The following is an 18029-nucleotide window of genomic DNA, read 5'->3' on the forward strand; positions in this document are numbered from 1 at the left end:
CAGGCTTGAACTACGGGAGGTCTTCTTGACTAAGCCAGCCATACTTGCACTTGCCGACGGCAGCGTTTTTCGCGGTGAAGCCATCGGCGCCGACGGCCAGACCGTCGGAGAGGTGGTGTTCAACACCGCCATGACCGGCTACCAGGAAATCCTCACCGATCCTTCCTACGCCCAACAGATCGTCACCCTGACCTACCCGCACATCGGCAACACCGGCACTACGCCTGAAGACGCCGAGTCGAACAAGGTCTGGGCCGCCGGCCTGATCATCCGTGACCTGCCGCTGCTCTCCAGCAGCTGGCGCGACAAGCAGTCCCTGCCGGACTACCTGAAAGAGAACGGCACCGTTGCCATCGCCGGCATCGATACCCGCCGTCTGACCCGTATCCTGCGCGAGAAAGGTTCGCAGAACGGCTGCATCCTGGCTGGCGACGACGCCACTGAGGAAAAAGCCCTCGAACTGGCGCGCGGCTTCCCGGGCCTGAAAGGCATGGACCTGGCCAAGGTCGTTTCCTCCACCGAGCGTTACGAGTGGCGTTCCAGCGTGTGGAACCTGGAAACCGACAGCCATCCGGAAATCGCCGCCGCCGACTTGCCGTACCATGTGGTCGCCTACGATTTCGGCGTCAAGCTGAACATCCTGCGCATGCTGGTTGCCCGTGGCTGCCGCCTGACCGTGGTGCCGGCACAGACTCCGGCCAGCGAAGTGCTCGCCCTGAACCCGGACGGCATCTTCCTCTCCAACGGCCCTGGCGACCCCGAGCCGTGCGACTACGCCATCCAGGCCATCCGCGAGTTCCTCGATACCGAGATCCCGGTCTTCGGCATCTGCCTCGGCCACCAGCTGCTGGCCCTGGCCTCCGGCGCCAAGACCCTGAAGATGGGCCACGGCCACCACGGTGCCAACCACCCGGTGCAGGACCTGGATTCGGGCGTGGTGATGATCACCAGCCAGAACCATGGTTTCGCCGTCGACGAAGGCAGCATGCCGGCCAACCTGCGCGCCACCCACAAGTCGCTGTTCGACGGCACCCTGCAGGGTATCGAGCGCACCGACAAGGTGGCCTTCAGCTTCCAGGGTCACCCGGAAGCCAGCCCAGGCCCGCACGACGTGGCTCCGCTGTTCGACCGCTTCATCGCGGCGATGGCCGAGCGCCGCTGAGTACGAGCTCGAAGAGGTAGAAGAAGATGATGCCGACCCTGGGAATCACCGATCTCTGGACCTATGTCCTGGGTACGTTGTTCATCGTCCTGCTGCCGGGGCCGAACTCGCTGTTCGTCCTCGCCACCGCCGCCCAGCGCGGCGTGGCGTCGGGCTACCGGGCGGCGAGTGCGGTGTTCCTCGGTGATGCGATCCTGATGTTCCTGTCGGCGCTGGGTATTGCCTCGGTCCTCAAGGCCGAGCCGATGCTGTTCCTGGGGCTGAAGTACGTCGGTGCCGCCTATCTGTTCTATCTGGGTATCGGCATGCTCCGCGGTGGTTGGCAGAAGCTGCGCCACCCGCTGGAGGCAGCCGCCGCGCCGGCCAAGGAAGTGGACGTCAACCAGCCGTTCCGCAAGGCGCTGCTGCTGAGCCTGTCCAACCCCAAGGCGATCCTCTTCTTCATTTCCTTCTTCATCCAGTTCGTCGACCCGGGTTACGCCTACCCCGGCCTGTCGTTCCTGGTGCTGGGCACGATCCTCGAGATCATCAGCGCCCTGTACCTGAGTTTCCTGATTTTCTCCGGTGTGCGTCTGGCGGCCTGGTTCCGTCGGCGGCAACGGCTGGCTGCCGGCGCCTCGAGTGGCGTCGGCGCCCTGTTCGTCGGCTTTGGCGTGAAGCTGGCCAGCGCAACCCTTTCCTGAATATTGCAACGAGAGTCCCATGCCCAAGCGTACAGACATCAAGAGCATCCTGATCCTCGGCGCCGGCCCGATCGTCATCGGCCAGGCCTGCGAGTTCGACTACTCCGGCGCACAGGCCTGCAAGGCCCTGAAGGAAGAAGGCTTCCGTGTCATCCTGGTGAACTCCAACCCGGCCACCATCATGACCGACCCGGCCATGGCCGACGCCACCTACATCGAGCCGATCAAGTGGCAGACCGTCGCCAAGATCATCGAGAAGGAGCGCCCTGACGCGCTGCTGCCGACCATGGGCGGCCAGACCGCTCTGAACTGCGCCCTGGACCTGGAGCGCCACGGCGTGCTCGAGCAGTTCGGCGTGGAAATGATCGGCGCCAACGCCGACACCATCGACAAGGCCGAAGACCGTTCGCGCTTCGACAAGGCCATGCGCGACATCGGCCTGGCCTGCCCGCGCTCGGGCATCGCCCACACCATGGAAGAAGCCTACGGCGTGCTGGAGAAGGTCAACTTCCCGTGCATCATCCGTCCGTCCTTCACCATGGGCGGCACTGGCGGCGGCATCGCCTACAACCGCGAAGAATTCGAGGAAATCTGCACCCGTGGTCTGGACCTGTCGCCGACCAACGAGCTGCTGATCGACGAATCGCTGATCGGCTGGAAGGAATACGAGATGGAGGTTGTCCGCGACAAGAAGGACAACTGCATCATCGTCTGTGCCATCGAGAACTTCGACCCGATGGGCGTGCACACCGGTGACTCGATCACCGTGGCGCCGGCACAGACCCTGACCGACAAGGAATACCAGATCATGCGCAACGCCTCGCTGGCGGTGCTGCGTGAGATCGGCGTGGAAACCGGCGGTTCGAACGTGCAGTTCGGCATCTGCCCGAACACCGGCCGCATGGTCGTGATCGAGATGAACCCGCGTGTATCGCGTTCCTCGGCGCTGGCCTCCAAGGCTACCGGCTTCCCGATCGCCAAGATCGCCGCCAAGCTGGCGGTCGGCTACACCCTCGACGAACTGCAGAACGACATCACCGGCGGCCGCACTCCGGCGTCCTTCGAGCCGGCGATCGACTACGTCGTCACCAAGATCCCGCGTTTCGCCTTCGAGAAATTCCCGAAAGCCGACGCCCGCCTGACCACTCAGATGAAATCCGTGGGTGAAGTCATGGCCATCGGTCGTACCTTCCAGGAGTCCGTGCAGAAAGCCCTGCGCGGCCTGGAAGTCGGCGCTACCGGTTTCGATCCGAAGCTCGACCTGAGCAACCCGGAAGCCGAGAGCATCCTCAAGCGCGAGCTGACCGTGCCCAATGCCGACCGCATCTGGTACGTCGCCGACGCCTTCCGTGCTGGCAAGAGCATCGCCGAAGTCTTCGACCTGACCCGCATCGACGAGTGGTTCCTGGTGCAGATCGAAGACCTGGTCAAGGATGAAGAGCGCGTCAAGACCCTGGGTCTGTCCGCCATCGACCGCGAGCTGATGTACAAGCTCAAGCGCAAGGGCTTCTCTGACGCCCGCCTGGCCACCCTGCTGGGTGTGACCGAGAAGAACCTGCGCAACCATCGCCACAAGCTCAAGGTGCTGCCGGTGTACAAGCGCGTGGATACCTGCGCCGCCGAATTCGCCACCGACACCGCCTACATGTACTCGACCTACGAGGAAGAGTGCGAAGCCAATCCGTCGACTCGCGACAAGATCATGATCCTGGGCGGCGGTCCGAACCGTATCGGCCAGGGCATCGAGTTCGACTACTGCTGCGTACATGCCGCGCTGGCCATGCGTGAAGACGGTTACGAGACCATCATGGTCAACTGCAACCCGGAGACCGTCTCCACCGACTACGACACGTCCGATCGCCTGTACTTCGAGCCGGTGACCCTGGAAGACGTGCTGGAAATCGTCCGCGTCGAGCAACCCAAGGGCGTGATCGTACAGTACGGCGGCCAGACCCCGCTGAAACTCTGCCGCGCCCTGGAAGAAGCCGGCGTGCCGATCATCGGCACCAGCCCGGACGCCATCGACCGCGCCGAAGACCGCGAGCGCTTCCAGCACATGGTGCAGCGCCTGAACCTGCGCCAGCCGGCCAACGCCACCGCGCGCAGCGAAGACCAGGCCCTGGAGCTGTCGAAGAACATCGGCTACCCGATGGTGGTGCGCCCGTCCTACGTACTGGGCGGCCGCGCGATGGAAATCGTCTACCAGGAAGAAGAGCTCAAGCGCTACATGCGCGAGGCCGTGAAGGTTTCCAACGACAGCCCGGTGCTGCTGGACCGCTTCCTCAACTGCGCCATCGAGGTCGACATCGATGCGGTGTGCGACGGCGAGACCGTGGTGATCGGCGCGATCATGCAGCACATCGAACAGGCCGGCGTGCACTCCGGTGACTCCGCCTGCTCGCTGCCGCCGTACTCGCTGCCGCAGCACATCCAGGACGAGATCCGCGAGCAGGTCAAGAAGATGGCCCTGGAGCTCGGCGTGGTCGGCCTGATGAACGTGCAGATGGCCGTGCAGGGCGAAGACATCTATGTGATCGAGGTGAACCCGCGCGCATCGCGTACCGTGCCGTTCGTCTCCAAGTGCATCGGCGAATCGCTGGCCAAGGTTGCGGCCCGCGTCATGGCTGGCAAGTCCCTGGCCGAAGTCGGCTTCACCCAGGAGGTGATCCCGCCGTACTATAGCGTCAAGGAAGCGGTGTTCCCGTTCGCCAAGTTCCCCGGCGTCGACCCGATCCTCGGCCCAGAGATGAAATCCACTGGCGAGGTGATGGGTGTCGGCGACAGCTTCGGTGAGGCATTCGCCAAGGCCCAGTTGGGCGCCAGCGAAATCCTGCCGAATGCCGGTTGCGCCTTCATCAGCGTCCGCGAGGACGACAAGCCGCAAGCCGTTCAGGTCGCCCGCGACCTGGTCGCGCTGGGCTTCGAGGTGGTTGCCACTGCTGGCACCGCCAAGGTGATCGAGGCTGCCGGTCTGCCGGTACGTCGCGTGAACAAGGTGACCGAGGGCCGTCCTCACGTGGTCGACATGATCAAGAATGACGAAGTCACCCTGATCATCAACACCACCGAAGGCCGCCAGTCCATCGCTGACTCCTATTCCATCCGTCGTAACGCCCTGCAGCACAAGATCTACTGCACCACCACCATTGCGGCGGGGCAGGCGATCTGTGAGGCGCTCAAGTTCGGTCCCGAGAAGACCGTTCGCCGTCTGCAGGATCTCCATGCAGGAATCAACGCATGAGCAAATTTCCAATGACCGTCCAGGGCTCTCGCGCCCTGGAAGAAGAACTGAAGTACCTGAAGACCGTTCTGCGCCCGCAGATCACCCAGGCCATCGCCGAAGCGCGTGAACTGGGCGACCTCAAGGAAAACGCCGAATACCATGCGGCCCGTGAACAGCAGGGCATGTCCGAAGCTCGCATCCGCGACATCGAGGCCAAGCTGTCCAACGCGCAGATCATCGACGTGACCACCATTCCGCACAGCGGCAAGGTGATCTTCGGCACCACCGTCGATATCGCCAACGTCGAGACCGACGAGACGGTGACCTACCAGATCGTCGGCGACGACGAGGCGGACATCAAGAACAGCAAGATCTCGGTCAACTCGCCGATCGCCCGTGCGCTGATCGGCAAGACTGAAGGCGACGCTGTTCTGGTCAAGACTCCGGGCGGCGACGTCGAGTACGAGATCGTTGAAGTCCGCCACGCCTGATCGGCAATCCCTGAGCGCAGGCACCATCAGTTGGCTGCTGGCCCAGACATTCTGGGTCGGCGGCCTCTGGCTGCTTCAGTTCGTGGTGTTGCCGGCACTGGACAAGATCGGCCTGGCGCCACTGCTGGTGGAAGCCGTCGCCGACGCGCTGAAGCCATTGCTGCTGGGCTTCGCCGGTTTCTGCGTGCTGCTCCAGGCTCTGGTGCTCTGGCAGGCGCGCGGGTTCGCTGCCTTCACCCGTGAAACCCGGGGGCAGTTGCTGCTGACCGTGCTGGTGATGGCGGCGGCTTATTTCGTGGTGCGCCAGGTAGCGCCGGATGCTCAGCGCTGGCTGCTGTTCAACTACCTGGTGGTGGCGCTGTGTGGCTTGCTGCTGGTGTTGCAGCCGGCGCCCGGGCGGGACGAGCGGAACTGACGCGGCGGAGCCTTGCCGGCTCCGCGTTGCCGGTCTTGACTGTCAGAGGCCGCTGAAGCGGCTGATGTTCGACAGGTTCTTGTTCGGCTTGGGATTGCGACGATAGATCAGCGCCATCTTGCCGATGGACTGAACCAGTTCGCAGCTGCCGTTCTGGCAGAGTTCGTCGATCAGCGCACGACGGTCGTCGCGTTCGGTGATGCGGAACTGCACCTTGATCAGTTCATGATCGTTGAGCGCACGCTCAAGCTCGGCCATCACACCTTCCGAAAGACCGTTTTCAGCAACGGTCAATACGGGTTTCAGGTGATGCCCAATAGATTTGAACTGCTTTTTCTGCTCCTGAGAGAGCGCCATAATCTGACCCCTGGGAAAAAAGGCGGATATTCTACCCGAGTTTCGGTTATACCGGGATGCCGCTCAGACGAGGTAATACGTGGCCCGTTCCAAGACTAGCCATCGCTGGCTGAAAGAACATTTCGACGATCCTTACGTGAAGATGGCACAGCGCGACGGCTATCGCTCGCGTGCCAGCTACAAACTGCTGGAAATCCAGGAGAAGGATCGCATCCTGCGCCCCGGCATGACCGTGGTCGACCTCGGCGCGGCGCCGGGCGGCTGGTCGCAGGTCACCAGCCGGGTGATCGGCGACAAGGGCGCCCTGATCGCGTCGGACATCCTGCCGATGGACAGCATCCCGGACGTCACCTTCATCCAGGGTGACTTCACCGAGGACGAGGTCTTTGCCCAGTTGCTCGAGGCCATCGGAGAAAATCCGGTAGACCTTGTGATTTCCGATATGGCCCCCAATATGAGTGGACTGCCCGCCGTGGACATGCCTCGTGCGATGTTCCTCTGCGAGCTGGCCCTGGACCTGTGCACCCGTGTACTGCGTCCGGGCGGTGATTTCCTGATCAAGATTTTCCAGGGTGAGGGTTTCGACGCTTACCACAAGATGGTTCGCGAGAACTTCGAGAAGGTGCAGATGCGCAAACCGCTGTCGTCCCGCGACCGTTCGCGGGAGCAGTATCTGCTCGCACGGGGCTTTCGCGGCGCCTAGACTGGAATGATTGGGCAGGCTTCTGGTCTATGCCTTGCAGGTTTTGCTTGTACCGGTGAAAGCCGGGGTTCATAAAGGGTTACAGACGGCGCCTGCCTGGCGGCGGGCGTTGTGTAGTAATTTTGGCCGGAAGGAGTCTGGCCGTCGTGAGAAGCGGTTTCCAGGGCGGAGCCGGCTTCAGAGGGTAGTCAATTGAACGACATGGCAAAGAACCTGATTCTGTGGCTGATCATCGCGGCGGTACTCGTCACCGTGATGAACAACTTCTCCAGCCCGAGCGAGCCGCAGACGCTCAACTATTCCGACTTCATCCAGCAGGTGAAGGACGGCAAGGTCGAGCGCGTAACCGTCGACGGCTATGTCATCACCGGCAAGCGCCAGGATGGTGACACCTTCAAGACCATCCGCCCGGCGATCCAGGACAATGGCCTGATCGGCGACCTGGTCAACAACAATGTCGTTGTTGAGGGCAAGCAGCCCGAGCAGCAGAGCATCTGGACTCAGTTGCTGGTCGCAAGCTTCCCGATCCTGGTGATCATCGCGGTCTTCATGTTCTTCATGCGCCAGATGCAGGGCGGCGGCGGTGGACGTGGCGGCCCGATGAGCTTCGGCAAGAGCAAGGCCCGCCTGTTGTCGGAAGACCAGGTGAAGACCACCTTCGCCGACGTCGCCGGTTGCGACGAGGCCAAGGAAGAGGTCAGCGAGCTGGTGGAATTCCTCCGCGATCCGGGCAAGTTCCAGCGCCTGGGCGGTCGTATCCCGCGCGGTGTGCTGATGGTCGGCCCGCCCGGTACCGGTAAGACCCTGCTCGCCAAGGCGATCGCCGGCGAAGCCAAGGTGCCGTTCTTCACCATTTCCGGTTCGGACTTCGTGGAAATGTTCGTCGGCGTGGGCGCCTCGCGCGTTCGCGACATGTTCGATCAGGCCAAGAAGCACGCACCCTGCATCATCTTCATCGACGAGATCGACGCCGTCGGTCGCCATCGTGGCGCCGGCCTGGGTGGCGGTCACGACGAGCGCGAACAGACCCTCAACCAGTTGCTGGTGGAGATGGATGGCTTCGAGATGAATGACGGCATCATCGTCATCGCCGCGACCAACCGTCCGGACGTGCTCGACCCCGCGCTGCTGCGTCCCGGTCGCTTCGACCGCCAGGTGGTGGTCGGTCTGCCGGACATCCGTGGTCGCGAGCAGATTCTGAAAGTGCACATGCGCAAGGTCCCGCTGGGCGACAACGTCGATCCCGCCGTGATCGCGCGCGGTACCCCCGGCTTCTCCGGTGCCGACCTAGCCAACCTGGTCAACGAGGCTTCGCTGTTCGCCGCCCGCTCCAACAAGCGCATCGTCGACATGCGTGAGTTCGAGCTGGCCAAGGACAAGATCATGATGGGCGCCGAGCGCAAGACCATGGTCATGTCCGAGAAGGAGAAGAAGAACACCGCGTTCCACGAAGCCGGCCACGCCATCGTTGGTCGCCTGGTGCCGGAACACGACCCGGTCTACAAGGTTTCCATCATTCCGCGCGGTCGCGCCCTGGGAGTGACCATGTTCCTGCCGGAAGAGGACCGCTACAGCCTGTCCAAGCGCGCCCTGGAAAGCCAGATCTGCTCGCTGTTCGGTGGCCGTATCGCCGAAGAGATGACCCTGGGCTTCGAGGGTGTGACCACCGGCGCTTCCAACGACATCATGCGTGCCACCCAGCTGGCGCGGAACATGGTGACCAAGTGGGGCCTGTCGGAGAAGCTCGGTCCGCTGATGTACGCGGAAGAGGAGGGCGAGGTCTTCCTCGGCCGCAGCGCTGGTGGCCAGCACTCGAATATCTCGGGTGAGACCGCCAAGCTGATCGACCAGGAGGTGCGTCGCATCATCGACGACTGCTACGGCATCGCCAAGCGCCTGCTGGAAGAGAACCGCGACAAGCTCGACATGATGGCCGACGCACTGATGAAGTACGAAACCATCGATGCCGATCAGATCGACGACATCATGGCTGGCCGTACTCCGCGCGAACCGCGTGACTGGCAGGGTGGCAACTCCGGTTCCTCCGGCAACGCTGCCTCGCCGCGCGACGAAGGTCGCCAGGAAAACCCGATTGGCGGGCCCGCCGGCGAACACTGAGAGCACTGAATGAGTTCGTTGTACCACCCGACCCGGTTGCCTTGCGGCAACCGGGTTCTTGATTTAAGCCGCCCGCACGTCATGGGCATCCTCAACGTCACCCCTGATTCCTTCTCCGACGGCGGGCGCTTCAACCAGCACGATGCTGCGTTGCGCCACGCAGCGGAGATGGTCGCGGCAGGCGCCACGCTGATCGATATCGGCGGCGAGTCGACGCGTCCGGGCGCTCGCGTGGTTTCGCCCACCGAGGAGCTGGAACGTGTCGCTCCGGTGGTCGAGGCCATTGCCCGCGAGCTGGACGTGGTGATTTCGGTGGATACCTCCACTCCGGCCGTCATGCGCGAGACCGCGCGCCTTGGTGCCGGGCTGATCAACGACGTACGCTCACTGCAGCGCGACGGCGCCCTGGATGCTGCCGTCGATACCGGGCTCCCGGTGTGCCTGATGCACATGCGCGGTGAGCCGGGAAACATGCAGGACGACCCGCGTTACCCGGATATCCTTCAGGAAGTCCGTGCCTTCCTTGAGGAACGCATCGCGCTGTGCGAAGCCGTGGGCATTGCTCGCGAGCGGATCGTCATCGATCCTGGCTTCGGTTTCGCCAAGACCCAGAGCCACAACCTGAATCTGTTCCGACAGATGGACAGGTTGATGGACATGGGGTGCCCGCTGCTGGTCGGTGTCTCGCGCAAGAGCATGGTCGGGCGCGCGCTTGGCCGTGAGGTGGGCGAGCGTCTCTATGGCAGCCTGGCGCTGGCCGCCCTTGCGGTCACCAGGGGAGCCAGCATTATCCGCGTCCACGATGTCGCCGAGACCGTGGATGTGGTTCGAATGATTCACGCAGTGGAAAGTGCAACGGAAGAGGGGATGCCCGCATGAGCAGGAAGTATTTTGGCACCGATGGAATTCGCGGGCGCGTAGGCACTCCGCCGATCACGCCGGACTTCGTGCTCAAATTGGGCTGGGCGGTGGGCATGGCCTTCCGTCAGCAGGGTAAATGCCGCGTGCTCGTCGGCAAGGACACGCGGATTTCCGGGTACATGTTCGAATCCGCGCTGGAGGCTGGCTTGTCTGCCGCCGGCGCCGACGTGATGCTGCTGGGTCCTATGCCGACGCCCGGCATCGCCTATCTGACCCGCACTTTCCATGCTGAAGCCGGCATCGTCATCAGTGCCTCGCACAATCCCCATGACGACAACGGCATCAAGTTCTTCTCCGGCCAGGGCACCAAGCTGCCCGACGAGGTCGAGCTGATCATCGAGGAGCTCCTCGACGCGCCGATGACCGTGGTCGAGTCTGCCCGTCTGGGCAAGGTCTCGCGCATCAATGACGCGGCCGGCCGCTACATCGAGTTCTGCAAGAGCAGCGTGCCTTCGAACACCAGTTTTGCCGGCCTGCGCATCGCGCTGGATTGCGCCCATGGCGCGACCTACAAGATCGCACCCAACGTATTTCGTGAGCTGGGTGCCGAGGTATTTGTCATCGGCGCCGAGCCCAACGGCCTGAACATCAACCACAATTGCGGTTCCACCCACATGGGGGCGCTGCAGGAAGCTGTTCTGGCTAATCATGCGGATATCGGTATCGCCTTCGACGGCGACGGCGACCGGGTGATGATGGTCGACCATACCGGCACCATCGTCGACGGCGACGAGATTCTCTACCTGATCGCCCGTGACATGCTTGATCGCGGCAAGCTGCATGGCGGCGTGGTCGGGACCCTGATGAGCAACCTGGGGCTCGAATTGGCTCTGCAGGAACTGCATATTCCCTTCGCCCGCGCCAAGGTGGGCGACCGTTACGTGATGTCCGAGCTGCAGTCGCGCAACTGGCAACTGGGTGGCGAGAATTCCGGCCATGTCGTGTGCTACCAGCACACCACCACGGGCGATGCGATCATTGCGGCGCTGCAGGTGCTGATGGCGCTCAAGACCCGCGGGCAGAACCTGGCGGAGGCGCGCATGGGCATTCGCAAGTGCCCGCAGGTGCTGATCAACGTGCGTTTCGCTGGCGGTGGCGTCGATCCTCTGGAGCATCCGGCGGTCAAGGAAGCTTGCGCCAAGGTGACCGAGGAAATGGCTGGGCGCGGCCGCGTTCTGCTGCGCAAGTCCGGTACCGAGCCGCTGGTTCGGGTGATGGTCGAGGGTGACGAGGAGGCTCGCGTTCGCGGCTATGCCGAGCAGCTGGCAAAAGTCGTTACAGAGGTATGTGCTTGATTTCTCTTGTCAGTTCCCAAAGCGTCGAGTAATATCTGCGCCCACTTTGCTCAGCGAGGTACAGCATGCGTCGACCCTTGGTGGCCGGTAATTGGAAAATGCACGGTACCCGCTCCAGCGTAACGGAGCTGATCAAAGGCCTGCGTCAACTGGCTCTTCCCACGGGTGTCGATGTGGCGGTGTTTCCGCCCTGTCTGTACATCAATCAGGTCGTACAAGGCCTGGATGGAAAGGCGGTTGCCGTCGGTGCGCAGAATTGCGCGGTTGAGCCGATGCAGGGCGCCTTGACGGGCGAGATCGCAGCCAGCCAGTTGGCGGATGCGAGTTGCTCGCTGGTGCTGGTCGGTCACTCCGAGCGTCGCCTGATCCTGGGTGAGAGCGATGGCGTGATCAGTCGCAAGTTTGCGGCGGTTCAGTCGTGTGGCCTGGTTCCGATCCTGTGCGTGGGCGAGACCCGCGAGCAGCGTGAGGCGGGCAAGACTCTTGAGGTTGTCGGGCGCCAGTTGGGCTCGGTGATCGAAGATCTCGGTGTCGGGGCTTTCTCCCGCGCCGTTGTGGCTTACGAGCCGGTGTGGGCGATTGGGACGGGGCTGACCGCTTCTCCCGAGCAGGCCCAGGAAGTACATGCGGCGATTCGCGCGCAGATCTCGGCGGAGAACGCAGAGGTGGCTCGCGGCCTTCGTCTCCTGTACGGCGGTAGTGTCAAGGCCGCCAACGCTGTCGAGCTTTTCGGCATGCCGGATATCGATGGGGGGCTCATTGGTGGAGCTTCCCTGAATGCAGATGAGTTCGGTGCGATCTGTCGCGCCGCAGGAAACTGAAGATGCTGGAAACAGTTGTAATCGTGATTCACCTGCTGATGGCGCTGGGTCTGGTTGTGCTGGTCCTGCTTCAGCAAGGCAAGGGTGCCGACGCAGGTGCGTCGTTTGGTGCTGGCGCTTCGGGTACTGTTTTCGGTAGCCAGGGTTCTGCTACCTTCCTGAGTCGCTTCACCGCTGTGCTGGCCGCAGTTTTTTTTATTACCAGCTTGGGTTTAGCGTATTTTGCTAAAGAAAAAGCTGATATGATTCGTCACGCTGGGCTTCCTGATCCGGCAGTGATGGAGCAGAAGCAGGAACAAGCTCCGGCAGCTAGCGATGTGCCGGGCGCGCAAGGGCAACCTCAAGCCCCTGCAGGCGGTAACGGCGACGTTCCGGCGGCTCCTGAGCAGAAGTAAGCAGGCAAGAGTTTTTGCCGAGGTGGTGGAATTGGTAGACACGCTACCTTGAGGTGGTAGTGGCCATAGGCTGTAGGGGTTCGAGTCCCCTCCTCGGTACCATATTACGAAAAGGCCCGCAGTGCGGGCCTTGTCGTTCCGGAGTTTCGGTTGACCTTCAAGGGGCTCGACCGTATAATTTCGCACCAGCTTTGACGCGGGATGGAGCAGTCTGGTAGCTCGTCGGGCTCATAACCCGAAGGTCGTAGGTTCAAATCCTGCTCCCGCAACCAGTTTGGCAGAGCCCCTTTTCAGGGGCTTTTTGCTAGCTGGACAGTCCGCGCCGCCAGATCAGGGCGGTCCTTAAGGGATGGGCGTTTCGCCCATTTTTTGTTTCTACAGCATACGCGAGGCGATCAGGTGTCGAGCAAGCTAGAACAGTTGCAGGCCTTGTTGGCCCCTGTAGTAGAAGCGCTCGGCTATGAGTGCTGGGGCCTGGAGTACATTTCCCAAGGTCGCCATTCCCTGCTCCGGGTTTATATCGATCGTGCCGAAGGCATCCTGGTCGATGACTGCGAAATTGTCAGTCGTCAGATCAGTGGCATCCTCGACGTGGAAGACCCGATCAGTGGCGAGTACACCCTGGAGGTGTCTTCGCCCGGCATGGATCGGCCGCTCTTCACACTCGAACAGTTCGCCCGTTACGTCGGCGAGCAGGTGAAGATCAAGCTGCGCACGCCTTTCGAAAGGCGTCGCAATTTCCAGGGCATTCTCCGTGGTGTGGAGGAGCAGGATGTGGTGGTCCTGGTGGATGACCATGAATACCTGCTGCCGGTCGACTCGATCGACAAGGCCAACATCATTCCCCGATTTGAGTGAGCCGCCAGAGCGCGGATTCCAATGGATTGAAAGGCGAGGCGTACGATGAGCAAAGAAGTACTGCTGGTTGTTGAGTCGGTATCCAACGAGAAGGGTGTACCGCCTGGCGTGATTTTCGAAGCGCTGGAGCTCGCTCTGGCGACCGCGACCAAAAAGCGTTTCGAGGACGAGGTTGACCTGCGCGTGGAAATCAACCGCGCCAACGGCAACTACGAAACCTTCCGTCGCTGGACCATCGTCGAAGACGAGGACTACTCCAATCCGGCATCGGAACTGACCGTCGAAGACGTGCAGGAAGAGCATCCCGGCATGAAAGCCGGCGAGGTCATTGAAGAGAAGATCGAGTCCATCGAGTTCGGCCGCATCGCCGCACAGACCGCCAAGCAGGTCATCGTGCAGAAGGTTCGCGAAGCCGAGCGCGCCCAGGTGGTCGACGCCTACCGCGAGAAGGTCAACGAGATCATCTCCGGCACCGTCAAGAAGGTCACCCGCGACAACGTCATCGTCGATCTGGGCAACAACGCCGAAGCGCTGTTGGCCCGCGACCAGATCATCCCGCGTGAAACCTTCCGCGTCGGCACCCGCGTGCGTGCCCTGCTGAAGGAAATCCGCAGCGAGAACCGTGGCCCTCAGCTGATCCTGTCGCGTACCGCGCCGGAAATGCTGATCGAACTGTTCCGCATCGAAGTACCGGAAATCGCCGAGCAACTGATCGACGTGATGGCTGCTGCCCGTGACCCGGGTTCGCGCGCCAAGATCGCAGTTCGCTCCAAGGACAAGCGTATCGACCCGCAGGGCGCCTGCATCGGTATGCGTGGTTCCCGCGTCCAGGCCGTCTCCGGCGAACTGGGCGGCGAGCGTGTGGACATCGTCCTCTGGGACGACAACCCTGCGCAGTTCGTGATCAACGCCATGGCCCCGGCCGAAGTGGCAGCGATCATCGTCGACGAAGATACCCACACCATGGATATCGCCGTCGCCGAGGACAACCTGGCACAGGCCATCGGCCGCAGTGGCCAGAACGTCCGTCTGGCCAGCCAGCTCACCGGCTGGACCCTGAACGTGATGACCGAGGCCGATATCCAGGCCAAACAGCAGGCTGAAACTGGCGACATCCTGCAGCGCTTCGTCGACGAGCTGGATGTCGATGAAGAACTCGCCCAGGTTCTGGTTGAAGAAGGTTTCACCACCCTGGAAGAGATTGCCTACGTACCGATGGAAGAGATGCTCAGCATCGACGGCTTCGACGAAGACATCGTCAACGAGCTGCGCTCGCGTGCCAAGGACCGCCTGCTGACCAAAGCCATCGCCACTGAAGAGAAACTCGCCGACGCACAACCTGCCGAAGACCTGCTCAGCCTCGATGGTATGACCAAAGAGCTGGCCGTGGACCTGGCGCTGCGTGGCGTAACCACCCGTGAAGATCTTGCCGAGCAGTCTATTGACGACCTGCTCGACATCGACGGCATGGACGAAGAGCGTGCCGGCAAGTTGATCATGGCCGCCCGGGCCCATTGGTTCGAGTAAGCATTCGCGGCCTGAGGAGAGAAGTGCATGACGCAAGTCACGGTGAAAGAACTGGCCAAGACGGTCGATACGCCGGTAGAGCGCCTGCTGCAGCAGATGCGCGAAGCGGGTCTGCCGCATAACAACGCCGAGCAGGTGGTGACCGACAGCGAGAAACAGGCGCTGCTGGCCTACTTGAAAGGCAGCCATGGTGATCGCGCGGATGAGCCGCGCAAGATCACCCTGCAACGCAAGACCACCTCGACCATTCGGGTCGCTGGCAGCAAGACCGTCAGCGTCGAGGTTCGCAAGAAGAAGACCTACGTCAAGCGCGATCCTGAAGAGCTTGAGGCCGAGCGCCAGCGCGAGCTGGAAGAGCAGCGTGCCGCTGAAGAAGCCGTACGTGTGAAGGCCGAGGAAGAGGCCCGCCAGCGCGCCGCTGCGGAAGAGGCTCGCCGTCAGGCGGACGCCGCTCGGCAGACCGCTGATGTCGCTCCTGCTGCTACCGCTCCGGCCGCTGCCGAGGCGCCGCGCGCCGCAGCTCCGGCTGTCGCTCCTGCTGCCCCGGCTGCTGCCGCTCCTGCTGCGGACGACCGCAAGAAGGACGAAGTGCGCCGCGCGCCCAAGCGCGACGAAGAGGACGAGCGCCGTGATCGCAAGCATGCCCAGCATCGCCCGTCGATCAAGGAAAAGGAAAAGACCACTGCCCCGCGCGTTGTACGCAGCGGTGGTGGCGACGACGACGACAGCTTTGGCCGTCGCGGCGGTGGCCGTGGCAAAGGCAAGCTGAAGAAGCGTAACCAGCACGGGTTCCAGAGCCCGACAGGACCGATTGTGCGTGAAGTGAATATCGGCGAGACCATCACCGTGGGCGATCTCGCTGCCCAGATGTCGGTGAAGGGTGCCGAGGTCGTCAAGTTCATGTTCAAGATGGGCACCCCGGTGACCATCAACCAGGTCCTCGACCAGGAAACCGCCCAGCTGATCGCCGAAGAACTCGGCCACAAGGTCAAGCTGGTCAGCGAGAACGCCCTGGAAGAGCAACTGGCCGAATCCCTGAAGTTCGAAGGTGAAGCGGTTTCCCGCGCGCCGGTCGTGACCGTCATGGGCCACGTCGACCACGGCAAGACCTCGCTGCTCGACTACATCCGTCGTGCGAAGGTTGCAGCTGGCGAAGCCGGCGGCATCACCCAGCACATCGGTGCCTACCACGTGGAAACCGACCGCGGCATGGTCACCTTCCTCGACACCCCTGGCCACGCCGCGTTCACCGCGATGCGTGCCCGTGGTGCCCAGGCGACCGACATCGTCATCCTGGTGGTGGCAGCGGATGACGGCGTGATGCCGCAGACCCAGGAAGCCGTACAGCACGCGAAAGCGGCTGGCGTGCCGATCGTGGTCGCGGTGAACAAGATCGACAAGCCCGACGCCAACCCGGACAACATCAAGAACGGCCTGGCCGCTCTGGACGTGATCCCGGAAGAGTGGGGCGGCGATGCTCCGTACGTTCACGTTTCCGCCAAGCTGGGTACCGGTGTCGACGAGCTGCTCGAAGCCGTGCTGCTGCAGGCTGAAGTACTCGAACTCAAAGCCACTCCGTCGGCCCCGGGCCGTGGCGTGGTGGTCGAGTCCCGTCTGGACAAGGGCCGTGGCCCGGTAGCCACCGTGCTGGTCCAGGACGGTACCCTGCGTCAGGGCGACATGGTCCTGGTCGGCGTCAACTACGGCCGCGTCCGTGCGATGCTCGACGAGAACGGCAAGCCGATCAAGGAAGCGGGCCCGTCCATTCCGGTCGAGATCCTCGGCCTCGATGGTACCCCGGACGCCGGCGACGAGATGACCGTGGTTGCCGACGAGAAGAAGGCCCGCGAAGTTGCTCTGTTCCGCCAGGGCAAGTTCCGCGAAGTGAAACTGGCTCGTGCCCATGCCGGCAAGCTGGAAAACATCTTCGAGAACATGGGCCAGGAAGAGAAGAAGACCCTCAACATCGTGCTCAAGTCCGATGTCCGTGGTTCGCTGGAAGCCCTGCAGGGCTCGCTCAGTGGCCTGGGCAACGACGAAGTGCAGGTTCGCGTGGTCGGTGGCGGCGTCGGTGGTATCACCGAATCCGATGCCAACCTGGCGCTGGCCTCCAACGCGGTGCTGTTCGGCTTCAACGTCCGTGCCGACGCCGGTGCGCGCAAGATCGTCGAGTCCGAAGGCCTCGACATGCGTTACTACAACGTGATCTACGACATCATCGAAGACGTCAAGAAAGCCCTGACCGGCATGCTCGGCAGCGATGTTCGCGAGAACATCCTGGGTATCGCCGAAGTGCGTGACGTGTTCCGTTCGCCGAAGTTCGGCGCGGTCGCCGGCTGCATGGTCACCGAGGGTCTGGTGCACCGCAACCGTCCGATCCGCGTACTGCGCGACGACGTGGTCATCTTCGAAGGCGAGCTGGAATCCCTGCGTCGCTTCAAGGATGACGTCTCCGAAGTCCGTGCCGGCATGGAATGCGGTATCGGCGTGAAGAGCTACAACGACGTCCGCGTCGGCGACAAGATCGAAGTGTTCGAGAAGGTCGAAGTCGCTCGTACTCTGTAAGGGTATTCGAGCGTGAACGCAGCGCCCGGGCCAGCTGAATTGCTGCCCCGGGCGTTTGCCGCTTTCAGACCCGGAGCCTCGCGGCTCGGGCAAGCAGGTTAGAAAAATGGCTAAAGAGTACAGCCGTACCCAGCGTATCGGCGACCAGATGCAGCGCGAACTGGCGCTGCTGATCCAGCGTGAAATCAAGGACCCGCGTCTCGGCCTGGTGACCATCACCGGCGTCGACGTGGCCCGTGACCTGTCCCATGCCAAGGTGTACGTCACCGTGATGGGGCAGGATGACAACGCCGAAGTGGTGAAACAGAACACCAGCATCCTCAACGATGCCGCAGGCTTCCTGCGCATGCAGCTGGGCAAGGCGATGAAGCTGCGCACCGTGCCGCAACTGCACTTCAGCTACGACGCCAGCATCCGTCGCGGTGCCGAACTGTCGGCGTTGATCGAGCGCGCGGTGGCCGCCGATCGTCGCGGCGGCGATTCCGAGGAGTAACG

16 protein-coding genes and 2 tRNA genes are annotated in these 18029 nt (G+C 62.6%); 17 read left to right on the forward strand and 1 reads right to left on the reverse strand.

The window, feature by feature from the left end; translation table 11 throughout:
- The first annotated feature begins 25 nt into the window (after positions 1-25).
- The 5 genes from carA to IB255_RS29095 are packed head-to-tail and all read left to right on the forward strand — an operon-like array spanning position 26 to position 5974.
- Positions 26-1162 (forward strand): glutamine-hydrolyzing carbamoyl-phosphate synthase small subunit, encoded by a 1137-nt coding sequence (gene carA, locus IB255_RS29075; RefSeq protein WP_081520693.1) that lies wholly within the window; start codon positions 26-28, stop codon positions 1160-1162.
- A 29-nt stretch (positions 1163-1191) separates the two neighbouring features.
- A complete protein-coding gene (leuE, locus tag IB255_RS29080) occupies positions 1192-1845 on the forward strand; it encodes a leucine efflux protein LeuE (protein ID WP_026079047.1) in 654 nt (217 codons plus the stop codon).
- A 19-nt stretch (positions 1846-1864) separates the two neighbouring features.
- Positions 1865-5086 carry a carbamoyl-phosphate synthase large subunit gene (gene carB / locus IB255_RS29085; RefSeq protein ID WP_081520694.1) on the forward strand — a complete coding sequence of 1074 codons (3222 nt, stop codon included), beginning with the start codon at positions 1865-1867 and terminating at the stop codon, positions 5084-5086.
- The gene (gene greA / locus IB255_RS29090; protein WP_081520695.1) at positions 5083-5559 is read left to right on the forward strand and encodes a transcription elongation factor GreA; all 477 of its coding nucleotides are present in this window, start codon (positions 5083-5085) and stop codon (positions 5557-5559) included. The genes carB and greA overlap by 4 nt, the downstream gene beginning before the upstream one ends.
- Before the next feature lie 10 nt (positions 5560-5569).
- Entirely contained in the window at positions 5570-5974 is a 405-nt protein-coding gene (locus IB255_RS29095; RefSeq protein ID WP_081520743.1) for a DUF4149 domain-containing protein, read from the forward strand.
- Positions 5975-6016: 42 nt separating this feature from the next.
- Here the strand turns inward: IB255_RS29095 and IB255_RS29100 are convergent, their stop codons facing one another.
- The gene (locus IB255_RS29100) at positions 6017-6331 is read right to left on the reverse strand and encodes a YhbY family RNA-binding protein (RefSeq protein ID WP_015478938.1); all 315 of its coding nucleotides are present in this window, start codon (positions 6329-6331) and stop codon (positions 6017-6019) included.
- A 79-nt stretch (positions 6332-6410) separates the two neighbouring features.
- Between IB255_RS29100 and rlmE the strand changes: the two genes are divergently transcribed.
- The 12 genes from rlmE (at position 6411) to rbfA (ending at position 18027) form a co-directional block, all read left to right on the forward strand.
- Complete coding sequence (gene rlmE / locus IB255_RS29105) at positions 6411-7034, forward strand: 23S rRNA (uridine(2552)-2'-O)-methyltransferase RlmE (protein WP_081520696.1); 624 nt, start codon at positions 6411-6413, stop codon at positions 7032-7034.
- 201 nt (positions 7035-7235) lie between these two features.
- Entirely contained in the window at positions 7236-9152 is a 1917-nt protein-coding gene (gene ftsH / locus IB255_RS29110; protein WP_081520697.1) for an ATP-dependent zinc metalloprotease FtsH, read from the forward strand.
- Positions 9153-9161: 9 nt separating this feature from the next.
- Entirely contained in the window at positions 9162-10031 is an 870-nt protein-coding gene (folP, locus tag IB255_RS29115; protein WP_081520698.1) for a dihydropteroate synthase, read from the forward strand.
- On the forward strand, positions 10028-11368 hold the full coding sequence (gene glmM / locus IB255_RS29120; RefSeq protein ID WP_081520699.1) for a phosphoglucosamine mutase: 1341 nt from the start codon (positions 10028-10030) through the stop codon (positions 11366-11368). Before folP ends, glmM begins: the two co-directional genes overlap by 4 nt.
- A 65-nt stretch (positions 11369-11433) precedes the next feature.
- Positions 11434-12189, forward strand: coding sequence for a triose-phosphate isomerase (tpiA, locus tag IB255_RS29125; RefSeq protein ID WP_081520700.1), 756 nt, complete (start codon positions 11434-11436; stop codon positions 12187-12189).
- A 2-nt stretch (positions 12190-12191) separates the two neighbouring features.
- Positions 12192-12584, forward strand: coding sequence for a preprotein translocase subunit SecG (secG, locus tag IB255_RS29130; RefSeq protein WP_081520701.1), 393 nt, complete (start codon positions 12192-12194; stop codon positions 12582-12584).
- Positions 12585-12600: 16 nt separating this feature from the next.
- Positions 12601-12686: transfer RNA gene (locus IB255_RS29135), tRNA-Leu, on the forward strand.
- Positions 12687-12779: 93 nt separating this feature from the next.
- Positions 12780-12856, forward strand: a tRNA-Met gene (locus tag IB255_RS29140).
- Between the two features lie 127 nt (positions 12857-12983).
- A complete protein-coding gene (gene rimP, locus IB255_RS29145) occupies positions 12984-13442 on the forward strand; it encodes a ribosome maturation factor RimP (protein WP_045216751.1) in 459 nt (152 codons plus the stop codon).
- Positions 13443-13487: 45 nt separating this feature from the next.
- Positions 13488-14969, forward strand: a complete 1482-nt coding sequence (nusA, locus tag IB255_RS29150) for a transcription termination factor NusA (protein WP_017518943.1) — start codon at positions 13488-13490, stop codon at positions 14967-14969.
- A 27-nt stretch (positions 14970-14996) separates the two neighbouring features.
- A complete protein-coding gene (infB, locus tag IB255_RS29155; protein WP_081520702.1) occupies positions 14997-17534 on the forward strand; it encodes a translation initiation factor IF-2 in 2538 nt (845 codons plus the stop codon).
- Between the two features lie 106 nt (positions 17535-17640).
- A complete protein-coding gene (gene rbfA, locus IB255_RS29160) occupies positions 17641-18027 on the forward strand; it encodes a 30S ribosome-binding factor RbfA (RefSeq protein WP_045216758.1) in 387 nt (128 codons plus the stop codon).
- Positions 18028-18029: the final 2 nt, after the last annotated feature.

Source organism: Pseudomonas sp. PDM22 (assembly GCF_014851965.1).
In the GTDB taxonomy this organism is placed as follows: Bacteria; Pseudomonadota; Gammaproteobacteria; order Pseudomonadales; family Pseudomonadaceae; genus Pseudomonas.